Source organism: Pseudoalteromonas sp. ATL1 (assembly GCF_058933015.1).
In genome coordinates this window covers 1944915-1962357 of the sequence record NZ_JBZYXL010000001.1, presented here as the reverse complement: position 1 = coordinate 1962357, position 17443 = coordinate 1944915, and the positions used below count along the sequence as shown (strand labels likewise).

The window sequence follows — 17443 nt, the reverse complement described above, 5'->3', positions numbered from 1 at the left end:
CTACAATCAGCCCATTATGGAAATTGAAAGAAACCACATGCAAGACCAACAAGCGTTGATGGATGCCATCAACACCAAGATGCCATTTGGCAAATACGCTGGTACTCCCCTACTTTTGCTCCCAGAGCCCTACGTTGTTTGGTTTAAACAAAAAGGGTTTCCAAGTGGCAAGCTTGGCGAGCAACTGGCGATGATCTACGAAGTGAAATTAAATGGTCTTGAGCAAATGCTCATGCCATTACTGCGCTCACAATAATTAGGGCTCGATTCTATCTTTACTGGCTTGCTTTACGATTTTAGTTTTTGGTAACAAGGACAACATTGCCTGTTTAAACGGCTTTAGATAAATAGCTGCTAACGAATCATGGCCCGCATCGTACTGACCCACGCCAATGTTAATATCTTTAGCCTCTGATGCTTTGATGAGTGAGCCATACATGCGGTCCCAAATCGCCAATGCGGAGCCAAGATTAGTATCAAAATGCGCCGGGTTGTCGCTGTGATGAATTTGATGCTGTGCAGGGCTGATAAACCAACCTTCCAAGCGGTCTCCCCAACTAAAGCGAATATGCGAATGACGCAAATTCGCGCCAAAAATATTAAATAGAAAAACAAAAGCGTTGGCACCGAGAATGTCGTACATGCTTAAACCGGTACCGAACAAGTGATAACCCAGACCCACCACCATGCCCTGAGTAAGCGCCATGCGACATGCATACAAATAACTTTCTACTGGGTGAGAACGATAAATGGTAAACGGCGTTAATACCTTCGCCGAATGATGAACTTTATGAAACTCCCACAAAAAACCCACTTTGTGGAGCAGCAGATGCAAAACAAAGCGGGTTAGGTCGTCGACCAAGAACAGTAAAAAAGTAAAGATAGCAATCACAGAGAACTCTGACCAAGCCAACTGTAAAGGCTGCCCGAAAAACCACTCCAAAAGCTCAGTCGTTGCCATTGCGACAGGTACCATAGTCAATACAATGGGTGCAAACAGCGCAGCTTTAAGTAATACGTTACTCACTAACAGGCAGTAATCTAGTCGCGCGCTTTGACACAACCACACATCTTTGGGGAACAAAAAGCGGATAAAACCCATTAATGAACGTTGATGAACCGCAGCAAAATACACAGGAATGGCCATCAAAACGGCACTGAGCAAATAAGGAATATAGATACGCTTGTTCGCATCCAATAGGTAGCTCGGCAAGGAAATAAAGCTTTGCCACATATTTTCTAGCATGTTTACCTCAAAAAAAGGGCCATAAAATGGCCCCATCGTTTTTTCTAATAGTGTATCGCCTTAGAACTGGTATTTATAACCAAGCGTGACCTGTCTTGGTTTACCAGGGCGCGCACCATATGGACGGCGGCTGACAATTTCTGTTTCATCAAACAAATTGTCAACTTTTGCATAAATACGGCCATATTCTCCCAGTTCATAGCTTGCTGACGCATCTACAACTACGTGAGATGGCACCTTTTTACCCGAAAGTGTCACACCTTGGCCTGCAGCTTCTGACATTGAACCAACGTATTTAAACGCAAATGATAATTTCCAATCAGACGTGGCTAGACCAATGTTAAAGGTTGCTTGATGATTAGGCAAATAAGGTAATTCATCTCCTTTTTCTACCTTGCCCCACTGATCAAAATCGGAATCAAAGCTATGGAGAAATTCACCCTTGGTGTAAGTATAAACAAGGCTATAAGGCATTTCTAAGTTCATACTTAACGGATAGCTCTGTGCGAATTGTGCTTCAATACCATACACATCCACTTCACCACCATTGAACTCTTGATCTATCTGGCTTCCGATACCACAGTTTGACTGACTACAACTCTCTTTTAAGTTGCTGTAATCACTAAAAAAGCTTACTAGTTCAAGCTGAGTTACACCATCATTAAAGCGACCACCAAATTCATAGTTGACACTTTTTTCAAGCTTAACATCATTTTTTTGAGCAGGAGAGAAAGGCACAAAACCTTGGTGTACACCAAATAATAAACCTGACTCTTCGGAAAGTTTGTAAAAACCGCTCACCCCTGGTAACCAAATACGCGTGGTTTTTTCTCGCCAATCAAGCGCATCTTTGTTGTTTTGATAGCGCATGTCCATCAACTCACCGCGCACACCAAGGCCAAGCGTCAGTGCATCTAAGGTCACTTGATCTTCCAAATATACAGACCAAGCGTCGGTCGCTTCAGTGTCTAGCGTGGTAAACGCTTTTTCTTGTCCAGTATTTGCAACAAAACCATTGCTCATTGCATAAACTTGCTCAAAGTGCTTACGCTCAATTTCATCTTCGTGATAACGAACACCCGCAGATACCTTATGCTGTAAGTCAAACCAGTTGAACGTCATTGTGGCATCAACTTGTACACCCTGAGAGAAATACTCACGGTCATTGGTACCCATGATCAAATTGTGTGCGTAGTTTCGTCCTTCAATGCGTGAATCCGCTTGCCCTGAGATAACGGCATACTCATCTGCATAAGTGTTCGGATCAGCCAAAATGGCGGATAATGAGCTAGTACTACTCGTCACCCCATTGAGTTTGCGCCATGCGCGTTCATAATCGTTGCGATACACACGCGTCGTCACTTTGACGTTTTCACCATCAAGATAATGCGAGAACATCACCGTTTGGTGTTTAGTATCCATTAATGCATCTTGAGAAGCGGCATAACGACGGTATGGCGTTTTAGCAAAATCTTCATCTGTTAAGCCAAGATACGTCTCATCCGACTCTTCGTCGGCATACGATAACTTTAAGCCAAAGGTGTGATCAAACGCGCCGGTGCGCATTTTATAATTAAATTTGGCCAACAAATCATTTTTGTTGAATCCAGTATCCCCACCGCCGTCTAAGTCTTTAAAGCCGTCAGCTTTAAGGTTTACACCTTCTAGCAAAAAGCCCACATTGTTCACAACTGAGCCAAAGTAGCCGTGCGCTTTTTGATAACCATCGCTGCCAGCGGCAATATCAATGCCGCCTTCTGTAAATTCTGGCACAGCACGCGTAACCAGGTTAATCGTTCCCGCAACGGTTTGTGGGCCATATTTAATGGCTGCGGGGCCCTTGAATACTTCGACCGCAGTCATTCGTGTGGTGACAGGGAAATAATAAGCCGCAGGCGCAGAATAAGGTGATGGACCAATTAAAACACCGTCTTCTAAGATGGTAATTTTTTTACTACGCTCGGGTGTTACACCACGAAAACCAATATTTGGGCGCAAGCCATAGCCATCTTCCTCACGAATATTGACACCTGGCACGGAAGCTAAAATACGATGAATATCGTCATACTCATACTTGGCAAGCTGCTCTTCAGTTAACAAAGTCGCAGATCCTGCTTCAGTACGGAGTTTGTCGTAATGGCTTAGGATCTGAATGTGCTCTAGCTCATTGTCGTTATCAGCAGCCACAGCCGTCGGCATCGCAATAGCAACCGCCAAAGCTAACAAAGATTTTTGCATAAGTGGTCCTTTAGTCATTGTCACCTGCCGATGTTTTTGGCAGCTCTAAAGCTAATTTATTGATAAAGTCATTTTTTAGCTGATCGGTCACAGCTTTAACGTCACCGTGTGTTTTCTCAACGCCTGCTTTGTCAGCAATCAGTGCCGTTTGTAAGTTGCCTTCAAGGGCATTAGCAGCAGCCTTGGCTTGCGCTATTCCTGCTAACATTTTCTCTTTGGTATCTGATGCTTGTTGTTCATCAAGAAAATCATCAAAGCCAACGTTACCCGCTTCATTGCTACCACCAAGGAAAATCTTCTCAAAGGCATCAATGTTTGCTTTGATATTCTCAATAGAGTGTTTGGCGTAAACTGACTCCACCGCTTCAGGGCAGGCTTCTAGACCACACTGGTTATCAAATAAGCCTAATGGCGTCGCCAGTTTGTAATCTTTTAGCTCTTCCGTCATATAGAAAAGCGCATCCGAGATCTCGTTAACTGCTTTAGTTTCAGTTGCAAATTTATTGCCCGGTTGACCCGCATTTTTTAGCACCTGCGCGTAACCTTGTTCACCTTTCCATTGAGTTAATAAAGTCTGCGCAGACAGATTTAGATCGTTGGCAACTTCAACCGCAAATTTACAACGTGCCACCTTTCTCGGCTGCTCATCACGGATATTCCAATCCGCTAAAATATCGCCAGCAGTCAGGCTACCACAGCTATACGCCAGTTTATCATTGAACAATAGATACTCTAGGGCATCTAAGCCTCGACGCTTATCTGAGCGATCACTGATTTTATAGGGGGTACCGTTAATATTGCCTTGCTCGAAATACACAACATCTTGGTCAACACTACAGGTATTCGCTTTCGGCCACGAGTAAATGTCATTTCTTAAATGCTTGTCATTCTCTAGCAAAGGTCCGACTATCATCAACTCCGCATGCTGCCAACTGACCATCGTATTTCGCCATGCATTTTGTGCTGCGAATAAAGCTTCATCTCGAGCCACTATCGTTGCATCTTCTTGCATCGAAGGGTCAAAGCTCGTTTCCAAATCACAATAGCCTTTCACTGCGCTGGGGAGTGACTGAGCCTGACTTGCAAATGCTTCAAAAGTAGGCGTTATTACATTATCAGTTAGATTAGCGATGAGCTGTTTCTGATCAAACGTGCTCGTGCCTGGCTCTGTCACAGTGCCTGAGTCGCTACCCGTGTCTTTATCCGCATTTGGCCCTGCAGAACTCGATGTACTTTCACCACACCCGCTGAGCAGTGCAGCAATAAGACCTGCTAATGCCAATGGTTTTAATGCTGGTGTCATCAATCACCTCATTTTATTCGATTTTATATACGACAAAAGGCTAGCTTCGAAAAGCTAACCTTTTTTGACAAAGTTTGATTTATACGATTACCAAGCCGCTACAACGGCCGCATCGAAACCATATACTTGTTGTAAAATATCACGTGCCGCTGTTAAGTCAGCGATGTAAGCTTCAACGTCAGCTTGTGCACCTAATACTGGCTTGTTACCCATCAAAGCGTGCATTTGTGCAAACTTGCCTGCATTTTCTGCGATGTTGAATGGCGACTCTGGATTAAACTGAAGATTCAGTGCAAAGCCTTTCATTTCAGACCAGTGTTTAGCAAGCGTTTCAAATTTCGCTGCATCGTACTCGCCGGTTTTCATTTCTTCTAAATCTTTAGACGCATCATTGATGTAGTGTACTACCGTCGCAGAAATTGATTTTTCCCATGCATCAGTCGCTGCAACAGCATAAGCTTTCAATTGCGTTAACTGATCGCCCGTCAGTTCAGTGCCTGCATTATCAGCGATTAATTTACGACCAGCGAAGAACGCATCAAATGCTTCTTTGCTATAATCCGTTGCGCCATCTGAACCTAAATCACGCTTTGCCGCATTGGTTGAGTTACCAAAGTTGTACTCAGCTTTTACGTCGATTTTGCCGTCTGCGTTGTAGTCGTTATAACCTTGCCAGTTGTCACGACCGCCTTTACCTGCAACTTCTTCATCAGAGTAAGCTAGGTAGTTACGCGCAGCACCAAAGTAGCCAAAACCTTCATCCCACTGGTGCTCTAAATCGGTATAAGCACTATCAGTCAGTGCGTTACTCGTATTTAATCCCTTACCAGCGTTTGCATTATCTAGGTAGTCATCAGTGCCTTGAGAAAACGCCACCGCACCATATAGGAACTTTTGAGTAAGCTGCTTCAGATCAACACCACCAGCAGTCACATAATGTGTTTCAACTTCTTTACCGTTTGGTGCCAAAACAGAGGTCTGCTGAACACGTTCAACTAATTGCGCAAATAACGTATTCATTAAACCTTCAGGCGTATTGGTTTCAAGACCTGCCCAGCCTTCAAAGCTATTCGCATCATTCCAGTCTTTATGCTGACCTGTCGCATCATTACCAGCAATCTTGCCGCTTAAGTCTTTATGGCTACCTGAAATATCAGCTAGAGTCGCTTGTTGTGCATTTCCAACAAACGTTAAATTCATATTGCCTGCAATCACTTCATAATCGGCGTCTGAAATCTTGTAGTACTGCATTAATTTAGCAAGTAGCAGATCCGCAGTCATGCTTTGAGCGTCAGTCGCGAAATTACCGCCAATGTAGTTGTATAGTTCTTTGATTAATACGTGGCGCGCGATTTGGCCAGAGTATGATACGCTTGATTCGCCTTGTGCGTTTCTAAAGTCGTAGTCTTTCGAATCAGTCACGTTAAATGTCACTGATTGAGTGAAGGTATTATTTGCGCTGTCTGTTACAGTCACATCTAATGACACTTCTGATTGGCTTTCATAGTCAAAAGTCACTGAATCCTTCAATTTCAGTGTCGTTGCATCAATTTCAAAAAGTTCACTGTCAACAGAGAATGTAAATGTTTCACCGGCATCTGAGTCAGACGCACTCAAAGTACCAATCACTTGGCCTGCCACATTTTCATGAATTTGAGCTTCAACCGCTAACGCAATCGCTGTAGGTTTGCTATTAGTTGTACCGCCATTGTCGGTATCTGGTGTTTTAGGTGCATCATTTGAACTAGAACCACCGCCACAAGCGGTTAAGCCCAATGTTGCAACTAAAATTGAAGTAGCGAGCAGAGACTTTCGTAAAACCATCAATGAGTTCCTTTGAAAATTGTTAAAATTGTATTTCTTTTTCTAGCGCCAAAGTATACACATATCTAAATGACAATCAATATTATTTGCGTTGCCTGCATAAAGTTGAGAATTATTATCACTTTCTTTGACCTGAAACAAATAAGTATTAAAAGCCATAAATAAAGGCTTTCTGGCACATATCGCTGATTTTAGGAATAAAATAATCAAGGGTTACTCAACCAACTGAGTAACAGTAAAGTTGCAATAAACTAAATAAATAACTCTGGTGTCACAAAAATAGTTCTTCCGCTGTCTGCCACAAAGCCTTTACAACAGGGTCATGCAAGCGTTTACTTTTCGTTATCAAACCGATTTCAATGCCTTCCACCTGCTGTGCCGTCTTTAACTGTTGCACCTGCTTTTTAAATGGACTTTGATCTAATACGATTTTTGGCACGCAAGCGACACCAAAACCAAGACTTGCTAATGCCACCATGGCTTCGTGCCCCGACACATGTGCATACACTTTAGGAGTTAAATTCTGTAACAAACAAAAGGCATCCACGCGTTCTTTCAAAACACCGTGCTCTGGCATAATAAATGGTAAGCGAGACCATAACTCAGCTTCAGAGTCGTGAGTGCTAATCAGCTCAGTCAATGGGCAATCCATCACGGGTCCTATAAGCATCAATTCAGTTCGGCCAAGTGGCAAGTACTCAATACCTTGCGGCAAGCTAGCAGGCTTTACTGCAACCGCTAGATCTTCCTTACCCGCTTGCACATGATTTATCGAGAAAGCTGGGTCACCGGTATTAAGGTTAAGCTCAACCGCAGGGAAACGTTTTCTAAATAGCGCAAAAAGTTCATAGGTAAAGCTATAGGTAGCGGTAACAGAGCAATACATACTGAGTTCGCCGCTCAAAGGTTCGTCATCGTTCTGACAACGGCTTTTAAACTGTCTCCATTTCGCCAGCGTTACTTGCGCGTATTCCACGAACGCCTTGCCATGCGCCGTGAGTGCCACGGTTCGGTTGTCACGTAAAAACAAAGTGGTACCAAGCTCCTCTTCCAGTTGCTTGATCTGACGACTTAACGTCGGTGCACTGACGTGACAAAGCTCACTGGCTCTTGCAAAGTGCAATGTTTCCGCCAAAGTCAGGAAGTAGTTGAGTTGCCTATGATCCACAAGTCACCTTTCAAAAAATGAAATACAGTGATTCAAATATATCATTTTACGTAATCAACAACAGCCCGTATGCTCAATTCAAATCATTTTTCTAACGATAACAGAACAATCAAAGGTACTAACATGGCGAACTACTTCAATACTTTACCTCTTAGAGAGCAACTAGCTCAGTTAGCTCAGTGCGAATTTATGGACCCACGCGAATTTGACGACGGTGTAAAAGTTTTAGAAGGTAAAAAATTGGTTATTGTGGGCTGCGGTGCACAAGGTTTAAACCAAGGCCTCAACTTACGTGATTCAGGCTTAGATGTAAGCTATGCACTACGCGAATCTGCAATCTCTGAAAAACGTCAATCATTTTTAAATGCATCCGAAAACGGCTTTACGGTTGGTACCTATGAAGAACTGATCCCAAGTGCTGATTTAGTTTTAAACCTAACGCCAGACAAGCAACATACCTCAGTTGTTAATGCCGTAATGCCACTCATGAAGCAAGGTGCAACCCTAGCTTATTCGCACGGCTTTAACATTGTTGAAGAAGGCATGCAGGTACGTGAAGACATTACCGTTATTATGGTTGCACCTAAATGTCCTGGCACCGAAGTACGTGAAGAATATAAACGTGGTTTTGGCGTACCGACGCTGATTGCTGTTCACCCAGAAAATGATCCAGAAGGCAAAGGTCTTGCACAAGCCAAAGCCTATGCTGCTGGCACCGGCGGACACAAAGCGGGTGTATTGCACTCGTCTTTCATTGCAGAAGTAAAATCTGACCTAATGGGTGAGCAAACTATTTTGTGCGGTATGCTACAGACTGGTTCACTATTGTGTTTTGACAAAATGGTAGAGCAAGGCGTTGACGCTGGCTACGCATCAAAATTAATTCAATATGGTTGGGAAGTGATCACTGAGGCACTAAAACATGGTGGTATCACCAACATGATGGATCGCCTATCAAACCCTGCAAAAGTTAAAGCGTTCGAATTAAGTGAATCACTAAAGACGATAATGCGACCGCTTTACAACAAACATATGGACGACATCATCAGCGGCGAATTCTCAAAAGGGATGATGGCCGACTGGGCAGAAGACGACGCCAAACTTCTTTCATGGCGCGCAGACACCGCTAATACAGCGTTTGAAAAACAGCAAAATACTGAGGCTGAAATCTCTGAGCAGGAGTTTTTCGACAAAGGCATTTTAATGGTTGCTATGGTGAAAGCGGGCGTTGAGCTTGCATTTGAAACAATGACAGCAGCCGGTATTATCGACGAGTCAGCTTATTATGAGTCATTGCACGAAACACCGCTTATCGCTAATACCATTGCACGTAAAAAGCTATTTGAAATGAATAGAACCATTTCAGATACCGCTGAATACGGTTGTTATCTGTATAACCACGCATGTTTGCCACTACTACAACCGTTCATGCGTGATATTAATACTGACGTGATTGGTAAAGGCCTTGATTTACAAAGCAACTATGTAGATAACCAACAGCTGATCCAAATTAATCACGCTATCCGCAATCATCCGGTTGAAAAAATTGGGGAAACACTGCGCGGCTACATGTCTGCAATGAAAAAGATTGTATAAGCCATCAAGGGCAAGTTATTGCATTGTCTTGCCCTGTTTTTAACAGTTCGCTTGTTAGAAACCAAGCCCATTCGCATCTGCAATGGGCTTTTTCGTTATCTCGCACTTTCCTAAAAAGTCCACCTGCCACTATACTGGTTAGAGTATTATATCTATTTAAAAAAGTTGTATAATATATAATCAATTAACATTATTATGTTACTTTCTCGTGGCGTAGAAATAATATACCCCTATTATTGTGTATGCTAAGATAAATAATTCAGTTTGGTAAAAAGATCATTAAATGCAGATGTACAATCTAACTATCACTCAAAGGATCACGCTACTCGGTAGCTTAATCGCGATTGTTGTAGCCAGTTTCATTGGCGCAACAGCGGTTTATAGTGCTAAAACCATGACTGAAAAAAGGATGTTAGAGTCAGAACTACCCGCAAAGGTAGAAAGTATTAATAAATCGATAACCCAGCAAATTTTGCAATTAAAAAGTGCAGCACAACAATTGTCGAGTAATTTGCTTATTATCGATATGGCGAAACAAGGTGCGATGAATGAGCAACTGCTTATCAGCGAACTAAAGCGCATTGCACAGCAATATGATTTAGTTACCGCATCTTGGGCTAACCGTGATACGGCACAATATTGGAACCAAAATGGTTTTTTGAGAGTGCTCAATAAGCAACAAGATGGCTGGTTTTTTGGCTTTACGCAAAGTGGCAATGCATTTTCTATCAGCATTTACCAAGAAGCGCCTGGTGATGTGAAAATGTTTGTAAATCATCAACAAACAAGTGGTATTGGCCTCGCTGGACTTGCCAAGAGCATTGATGATATGCAGCAGATGCTCAGTGACATGAAGATAGAACAAACTGGCTTTGTCTACGTTGTTAATAATCAAGGTAAAGTGCAATTACACCCGGATGCGAGCAAAGTTGCCAAGAGCAGCTTAAGCGACTTCTATGGCAGCGATGCTGCAAGTTTACTCAATGGTCGCGCCTTTAAAGTTGATACCATAAAACTAAAAGGCAAAGACACCATTGTTGCGTCTAGCCCTATTCCTGAAACTGACCTTTTCGTTATTGCACAAGTGCCTGCCAGTGAAGTGTATGATGAGATCAACGCACTACAGTGGAAAATCGTTTTATTTGCCTTAATCACCGCACTCGTTGCAAGTTTTGTAAGCCTTCTAATGGCTAAGAATCTCAGTGCCCCGCTTTCTAATATGGCCCAATTATTTGCGAGCTTGGGCAGTGGTGATGCACGCTTGGATTATCGCGTGCCAAATTCAAACCAACCCGAGCTACAAGCGCTGGCCGATGGCTTCAATCAGTTTATCTCTAAAATTGAATCGGCAATTAAAATGGTGGCCAGTGAAAGTCGCGATATTCGACAAGCCAGTGAACAAGTGTTTGAACAAAGCCACAATAACTCACAAGCATTAGACGATCAAAAATCGCAAACCCTGACGGTTGCCGCTGCGATTAATGAAATGGGTGCTACGGTGCAAGAAATAGCAGGGAGCGCCAACAACTCGGCCAAATTGACTGAACTGAGTAAAGCGTCTTCAGAGCAAAGCCACCACACAGTGCAAAAAAGTCAGGAAACGCTGCAGTCTTTGGCTTCTGACATTGATGCTATGGCAACAGAGGTGGAAACGCTGGCGAACAAAACACAATCGATTGCTAACATTGTTGATGTTATCCGTGGTATCTCAGAACAAACGAACTTGCTTGCGCTCAATGCAGCGATAGAATCAGCAAGGGCTGGAGAACATGGCCGTGGTTTTGCCGTGGTTGCGGACGAAGTAAGAGCACTTGCAAGCCGTACGTCAAAGTCAACCGATGAAATTCAATCGACAATTACAGAACTAACACAATCATCCGATGCGATTGTGGCACAGATTAATCAGTCTAAGCAGCAAGCTGAGCATTGTGTAGATAGCATGCAAACATCCGTTGAATTGATGGCTGATGTGACAGAAACCGCAAATCAAATCAACGATATGACAACGCTCATTGCTGCAGCAACCGAACAACAAAGCAATGTTGTAGCGGATGTTGGACGCAGTATCGAACATATCAGTTCAATCAGTGATGATGTGATGAATGCGCAACTTAATACCGAACAAGCCATTCAAGCACTCGCAGCCTCTGCTAAATCTCTTGATGACCTAGTTGCAAGCTTCGAGAAAGAATAATCCACCCCGCAGCGGTGTCTCACCGCTGCCCCCATCTGCTGTGCAACTTTTTCCTGCACCGAGGAAATATTTCTTCACTTTAAGCGGTCTGCTTTACCAGTGATATGAAATAATTTGTAACTTTTAAATGCGCTTCGGGCACAAAAAATAGGCTATGCTAAGTGTATGTAGCTGTATCAGGAAATAAGTTATGCTGAAATTTAGATTTTTAATTTGTTATGCAACACTCGTCAGCACACTTGCAATTACGGGTTGTAACAGCACTCAAAACTCTGTGCTGGTTGATGAAAGCCTCGCGGAAAACAACGCTTTCAAGCGCCAAGCCGTAGAAAGTGAACACGATGTATTTTATCTAGATACTGATATCACATCTCAACTGGCTAACTACTTTAGAAAAGATACGCCACAGCTAGGTCAAACCAAAGCGCTGATGCAATTTTTAGTGGATAACGGAGAAGCATCTCTGTCTTACCAATCTGATGCAAACCTCACCGCCTCACAAGCCTATTACAATTTAAACGCGAATTGCTTATCGCTTTCCATATTGGCATATAGCATGTCGAAGTACCTTGGCTTTAACGTTCAGTTTCAGCGTGTTCATATTCCTGAGTATTGGGATCAGAGTCAGGGATACAGCTTGTTAACTGGACACGTCAATTTAGTGGTATCGGAAGCCAATCGAACAATAGATAACAGCCAAGTGATGTACACTCGCCCTCGGTCGATAGTAATAGACTTCGATCCGAATAGCCGACGCCAATTTTTCCACACCTCAAACATTAGCAAAAAACGTATTTTGTCGATGTTTTACAGTAATAAAGGCGCAATGGCTCTCGTCAGTGGCAAAGGCGACCTTGCCTACAGTTACTTGTATGAAGCAGTGAAGGCTGACCCTTTATATTCGGGTGCTTGGGGCAATCTTGGGATCCTCTACCGCATGGGTGGGTTTTATGAGCAAGCGGAGAAAACCTACAATCAAGCGCTGGCGCTCAACCCAGAAAATAACAATGTACTCGGTAATCTAGCCATTTTATATAAATTGACAAACCGAGTAGAGGCTGGTGAGCAAATAATCGCGCGCTTAGATGAGAAACGTAAAAACAACCCTTACTATTCAATCGTCAAAGGTAATGAAGCACTCAATAACAACAATCTCACAGAAGCGTTATCACACTTTCGCAAAGCAAGAGATCTTGATAGTAAGTTACATGACAGTTATTTTGGCATGGCTAAAGTATATTTCTTAAAAGGTGACCATGAACGCGCTAAACAATACCTTTCAAAAGCTTATGAGCACTCAGATTTTGAGCATGACCGCAACCGCTATCAAGGCAAACTACAGTGGCTTAACGCTGTGGCTAAAAATTAGTTTCTCGGTTTTATGTTGTGCATCGCCCATGGCGATGTCACAACCGCTTTATGATGATTTGCAAGCGCTAACAAGCGTCAGTCACGCAGGCAGAGAAGCCGGAAGCGAAATACCAAACAAAAGCGCGCAATACCTTTTCGAGCGTTTCAAACAGCTGGGCATCGAAAGCGAATTTCAAAGCTTTAATTTTAAATCTGGCTTTTTTACACAATCTAAGGGGCATAATGTCATTGCCCGTTTGCCATGCAACATGATGTCATGTGGTAAAACAATTGTGATCACTGCCCATTATGACCATTTAGGCCGTAATGGCAGCAAAATTTATGCGGGTGCCAACGACAATGCGTCTGGTACAGCGGCGCTTGTGGCTATTGCAACACGGTTAAAAAACATTCGCCGACAACACGACGTGGTTTTTGTGGCAACTGACGCGGAAGAAAAAGGCCTTTTAGGGGCCAAACATTATACCAGTCTGATCAGTGACAGTACCCAGTATGCGCTCAATATCAATTTAGATATGCTGGCAATAAACAGCAAAAACACCCTGTATGTTATGCATTCCAAAACAGCGGAACCATATACTCAGCAGCTAGGCCAATTAGATAACAAAAGCTTCAAGCTGAAATTAGTCGGCTCACCAAGAAGGATGCAACGCTTACTCAAAGATGACCGCATCGACTGGCTAAAAGCGAGTGATCACTACGCATTTTACCGCGCGGGTATCCCCTATCTTTATTTTGGGATGGGAGACGATAAAAATCATCATAGCGTCAAAGATACACTTGAAGCGATGGACTTTAACAAATATCAACAAGTGGTAATGTTCATCAGTGACTTTATGGTCTCGTTGCTAGAGCGTCCATCAAAATTAACAAGTTGAACTTTTTTGGCTTTTGGCAGTTTCTTTATCTGCCACTCCAATTTACTCGCTTGGCTCTTATCGCCCACTTCATAGCTGTAAACAAGCTTTAAGGGACCTTTACCACGTAAGTTTTTTGCACCTTTACCACTGGAATGTGCTGCAACTCGTGCAGCAACATCAGTGGTTATGCCCGTATACCAATGGCCATGCTTAGTCTCAATAATATAAATAAACCAAGGTGCTCGATTTTGGGCTTGTGCTGTCATATCAAAAACTCTTAATGGAAACTTTTTACTTGTTACATGGTCGAAGTTCGACAAGAAGCTTTACCTTCTGCGCTTAATCAGTATCATGCAAATAACACAAAATAAGGATACACAAATACATGCTGTCTAATAAATCCCTTTCTGTATGGCTCAGTGCTGTTTTAATTACTGTGATGTTATCTGGCTGCTCGAGCTGGGTGTATCGCATTAATGTGCCACAAGGTAACTTTTTAGAGCAGTCAGATGTAGATAAGCTACGTGTCGACATGACTCGCGAGCAAGTTTTGTTCGTACTAGGCACTCCAATCGCAAAAGACGCTTTTAACGAACAACAGTGGCATTATGCCTATGTTTTCAACATTGACCGTCCATCTGAGCAACGTAAATCACTTACTGTGCATTTTGAAGGTGACAAACTAAGCAAAATTACAGGTGACTTTGATCAGCCAGCCGAATTTAACGTGCCACTTGATCAATAAGTGAAACTCAAAAAAAGGGCAATATGGCCCTTTTTTCATTTCTGTTACTTTAAGTGGTAAATTAGCTCAGCGGACGCCCACCCGTTATCTTATTAGCTCGGCCTTCTTCTTTTGCCTTTTCAGCCCTGCGGCGTCTAACATCTTTTGGATCGGCGATCAGCGGTCGATAAATTTCTATTCTGTCCCCTTCTTTCACCACCTGATGATTTTTCACTGTGCGATTCCAAATGCCTAAGGTGAGTGCAGTAGCGTCAATATCAGGACATTTATCTAAAATACCTGACTGCATCACAACTTGTTCAGCCGAGGTTCCTTCAGCGACATCCAACTGTAGACACGTTGCTTTGTGTGGTACTGCATAAACAACTTCCACTTTAATCATTATCGAACTCCGTATACGGTTTTAGCACGTTGCGTAAACGCAGCAACCATGCTCTTAGCAACTTCGTTGAATACCTTTCCAAAAGCCATTTCGATGAGCTTACTGGCAAACTCAAATTCAAGTTTCAAACTTACTTTACAGGCTTGTTCATCCAATTCGGTAAATTGCCAATAGCCATGTAAAGATTTAAACGGTCCGTCAACTAGCTGCATATGCACTGTGTTGCCGTCAAAGCTGTTTTTGGTAGTAAACCATTTTTTAAGACCGGCTTTGGAAATTTCTAAACTCGCGGTCATGTTATCGGCATTTGCTTGAATTATTTTCGCATTTGAACAATGTGGTAAAAAAGCCGGATACGCGTCCACATCATTAACCAAATCAAACATTTCTTGGGTGCTATACATCACCAACGCACTTTTTTCTATTTGTGGCATAGTTACTCCAATTCATTTGCGCCGATTTTAGCAAGCTTTTCAAGAATTATCTTGTGTGCATTCCCTGTGTAAGCGAAAATAAGCGGTAAAATAAAAAAAGCGCTGTTTTCCACCCTCTTTTCTAGGTAAACTAAGCCATTATGGCAAAGAAAAAATCATCAAAATCAACAAGCAATACTATCGCGCTTAATAAAAAGGCGCGTCACGAGTATTTTTTAAACGATAAATTCGAAGCAGGTATTGAACTTCAAGGCTGGGAAGTTAAAAGCATCCGAGCTGGTAAGGTTAATATTTCTGATACTTATATTCACCTAAAAGATGGCGAAGCATTTTTGCTTGGCAGTCAAATTCAACCACTTAATAGCGCCTCCACGCACGTGATTTGCGACCCAATGCGCTACCGTAAGCTGTTGCTCAACAAACGTGAGATTGACCGATTAGTTGGTGCTACCGAACGTGAAGGTTATTCACTGATAGCCACTGCCATGTACTGGAAGAAGTGCTGGGTTAAGCTCGAATTTCATTTGGCCAAAGGTAAGAAAATGCATGACAAACGTGCTGATACCAAAGAGAAAGATTGGTCGAGAGAAAAAGAACGTTTGATGAAACACAAAGCCCGATAAAAAAAGCCTCAATTGAGGCTTTTTATTTATACCAAAAACGTAAAAAGCCCCGCTAATGCGAGGCCTCAATCAGGTGTGACAATTAGCCTTTGTACTTTTGCATGACTAACGTTGCGTTAGTACCACCAAAACCAAAGCTGTTTGACATCACTGTGTTAAGCTCAACATCACGACGCTCAGTCACAATGTCTAAGCCTTTTGCTTGTTCATCCAGCTCATCAATGTTGATAGATGGTGCAACAAAGTTATTTTCAAGCATAAGTAACGAGAAAATCGCTTCATGAACGCCAGCAGCACCCAGTGCGTGACCGGTCATTGCTTTAGTTGCACTGATCGCAGGCGAGTTATCAGCAAACAACTCTTGGATTGCACCCAGCTCTTTCACGTCACCTACTGGCGTAGAAGTACCGTGCGTGTTTAGGTAATCTACCGGGCCTTGAACACCTTCAAGCGCTTGTTTCATACAACGCACTGCACCTTCACCCGATGGGGCAACCATGTCGTAACCATCCGAATTCGCGCCGTAACCAATAATTTCAGCATAGATGTGCGCACCACGCGCAAGGGCATGCTCTAGTTCTTCAACAACCACGATACCGCCACCACCAGAGATCACAAAACCATCACGATTTGCATCATAAGTACGTGATGCCTTTTCTGGCGTTTCATTATACTTGGTAGACAACGCGCCCATCGCGTCAAATTCCATCGCTAAGGTCCAGTGAAGCTCTTCACCACCACCTGCAAAAATCACATCTTGCTTACCTAGCTGGATTTGTTCAACGGCATTACCAATACAATGTGCAGATGTGGCACATGCTGAACTAATTGAATAGTTCACGCCTTTAATTTTAAAAGGTGTTGCTAAGCACGCTGATGCCGTACTACCCATCGTACGAGGAACCATATAAGGTCCAACACGTTTTACGCCTTTTTCGCGCAAAATATCTGCTGCTTCTACTTGGTTTTTTGATGACGCGCCACCAGAGCCAACGATAAGGCCCGTACGCTCATTTGAAACTTGCTCTTCTGTTAGGCCAGCATCTTCGATTGCTTGAGCCATTGAAATATATGCGAACGCTGCCGCATCGCCCATAAAGCGCAGTGCTTTACGGTCAACAAATTGAGCAACATCAATGTCAATGTTGCCAGATACGTGACTACGCATCTTCATGTCAGCAAATTCTTGATTAAATACAATACCGCTTTTGCCTGATTTTAGTGACTCTAGTACTTCTTGCTTGTTGTTACCGATGCTAGAAACAACACCGATCCCCGTAATAACGGCTCTTCTCATGGGTAAATTCCCTTAGTCTTTACTTTATTGCTGCTATTCTACGCTGAAATCAACAACTAAGTGGTCAGCTTTCCAGCGTACACACGTACTCTGAATTAATTTTGCAAAAATTACAACGGACGAAGACATCTAAATCACGTAAAATATAGCAAATATTTTTGC

16 protein-coding genes are annotated in these 17443 nt (G+C 42.9%); 7 read left to right on the top strand and 9 right to left on the bottom strand.

All coding sequences use genetic code 11. The features are described from left to right. Positions 1-16 precede the first annotated feature (16 nt). Entirely contained in the window at positions 17-256 is a 240-nt protein-coding gene (locus AC5FX4_RS08830; RefSeq protein ID WP_493606064.1) for a DUF3820 family protein, read from the top strand. Here AC5FX4_RS08830 and AC5FX4_RS08825 read toward each other — a convergent pair whose 3' ends face one another. The 5 genes from AC5FX4_RS08825 to ilvY all read right to left on the bottom strand — a co-directional run bounded on the left by AC5FX4_RS08825 (position 257) and on the right by ilvY (position 7779). Next, complete coding sequence (locus AC5FX4_RS08825; protein WP_493607795.1) at positions 257-1246, bottom strand: sterol desaturase family protein; 990 nt, start codon at positions 1244-1246, stop codon at positions 257-259. Between the two features lie 60 nt (positions 1247-1306). Then, entirely contained in the window at positions 1307-3502 is a 2196-nt protein-coding gene (locus AC5FX4_RS08820) for a TonB-dependent receptor family protein (RefSeq protein WP_493606063.1), read from the bottom strand. Further along, on the bottom strand, positions 3495-4787 hold the full coding sequence (locus AC5FX4_RS08815) for an imelysin family protein (RefSeq protein WP_493606062.1): 1293 nt from the start codon (positions 4785-4787) through the stop codon (positions 3495-3497). Before AC5FX4_RS08815 ends, AC5FX4_RS08820 begins: the two co-directional genes overlap by 8 nt. A gap of 87 nt (positions 4788-4874) precedes the next feature. Next, positions 4875-6611 carry a DUF4856 domain-containing protein gene (locus tag AC5FX4_RS08810; RefSeq protein WP_493606061.1) on the bottom strand — a complete coding sequence of 579 codons (1737 nt, stop codon included), beginning with the start codon at positions 6609-6611 and terminating at the stop codon, positions 4875-4877. 271 nt (positions 6612-6882) lie between these two features. Next, positions 6883-7779, bottom strand: a complete 897-nt coding sequence (ilvY, locus tag AC5FX4_RS08805) for an HTH-type transcriptional activator IlvY (protein WP_493606060.1) — start codon at positions 7777-7779, stop codon at positions 6883-6885. A gap of 123 nt (positions 7780-7902) precedes the next feature. Here ilvY and ilvC point away from each other — a divergent pair, with 123 nt between their 5' ends. The 4 genes from ilvC to AC5FX4_RS08785 all read left to right on the top strand — a co-directional run bounded on the left by ilvC (position 7903) and on the right by AC5FX4_RS08785 (position 13818). Continuing rightward, positions 7903-9375, top strand: a complete 1473-nt coding sequence (gene ilvC / locus AC5FX4_RS08800; RefSeq protein WP_493606059.1) for a ketol-acid reductoisomerase — start codon at positions 7903-7905, stop codon at positions 9373-9375. A gap of 283 nt (positions 9376-9658) precedes the next feature. Next, positions 9659-11569 carry a methyl-accepting chemotaxis protein gene (locus AC5FX4_RS08795; RefSeq protein WP_493606058.1) on the top strand — a complete coding sequence of 637 codons (1911 nt, stop codon included), beginning with the start codon at positions 9659-9661 and terminating at the stop codon, positions 11567-11569. 190 nt (positions 11570-11759) lie between these two features. Further along, positions 11760-12938 carry a tetratricopeptide repeat protein gene (locus AC5FX4_RS08790; protein WP_493606057.1) on the top strand — a complete coding sequence of 393 codons (1179 nt, stop codon included), beginning with the start codon at positions 11760-11762 and terminating at the stop codon, positions 12936-12938. Further along, complete coding sequence (locus tag AC5FX4_RS08785; RefSeq protein WP_493606056.1) at positions 12880-13818, top strand: M28 family peptidase; 939 nt, start codon at positions 12880-12882, stop codon at positions 13816-13818. Before AC5FX4_RS08790 ends, AC5FX4_RS08785 begins: the two co-directional genes overlap by 59 nt. Here AC5FX4_RS08785 and AC5FX4_RS08780 read toward each other — a convergent pair. Next, positions 13746-14066, bottom strand: coding sequence for a GIY-YIG nuclease family protein (locus tag AC5FX4_RS08780; protein WP_493606055.1), 321 nt, complete (start codon positions 14064-14066; stop codon positions 13746-13748). The genes AC5FX4_RS08785 and AC5FX4_RS08780 overlap by 73 nt on opposite strands. A gap of 119 nt (positions 14067-14185) precedes the next feature. Here AC5FX4_RS08780 and AC5FX4_RS08775 point away from each other — a divergent pair, with 119 nt between their 5' ends. Then, a complete protein-coding gene (locus tag AC5FX4_RS08775) occupies positions 14186-14545 on the top strand; it encodes an outer membrane protein assembly factor BamE (RefSeq protein WP_493606054.1) in 360 nt (119 codons plus the stop codon). Between the two features lie 61 nt (positions 14546-14606). On the opposite strand, the gene AC5FX4_RS08770 is transcribed toward AC5FX4_RS08775, so the two are convergent. After that, a complete protein-coding gene (locus AC5FX4_RS08770) occupies positions 14607-14927 on the bottom strand; it encodes an RnfH family protein (protein ID WP_493606053.1) in 321 nt (106 codons plus the stop codon). After that, the gene (locus AC5FX4_RS08765) at positions 14927-15361 is read right to left on the bottom strand and encodes a type II toxin-antitoxin system RatA family toxin (protein WP_493606052.1); all 435 of its coding nucleotides are present in this window, start codon (positions 15359-15361) and stop codon (positions 14927-14929) included. Before AC5FX4_RS08765 ends, AC5FX4_RS08770 begins: the two co-directional genes overlap by 1 nt. A 140-nt stretch (positions 15362-15501) precedes the next feature. Between AC5FX4_RS08765 and smpB the strand changes: the two genes are divergently transcribed. After that, positions 15502-15984: an SsrA-binding protein SmpB gene (gene smpB / locus AC5FX4_RS08760; protein WP_070984725.1), complete on the top strand. Its 483-nt coding sequence runs from the start codon at positions 15502-15504 to the stop codon at positions 15982-15984. Positions 15985-16066: 82 nt separating this feature from the next. Here the strand turns inward: smpB and fabB are convergent, their stop codons facing one another. Then, positions 16067-17281, bottom strand: coding sequence for a beta-ketoacyl-ACP synthase I (gene fabB, locus AC5FX4_RS08755; protein ID WP_493606051.1), 1215 nt, complete (start codon positions 17279-17281; stop codon positions 16067-16069). Positions 17282-17443 lie beyond the last annotated feature (162 nt).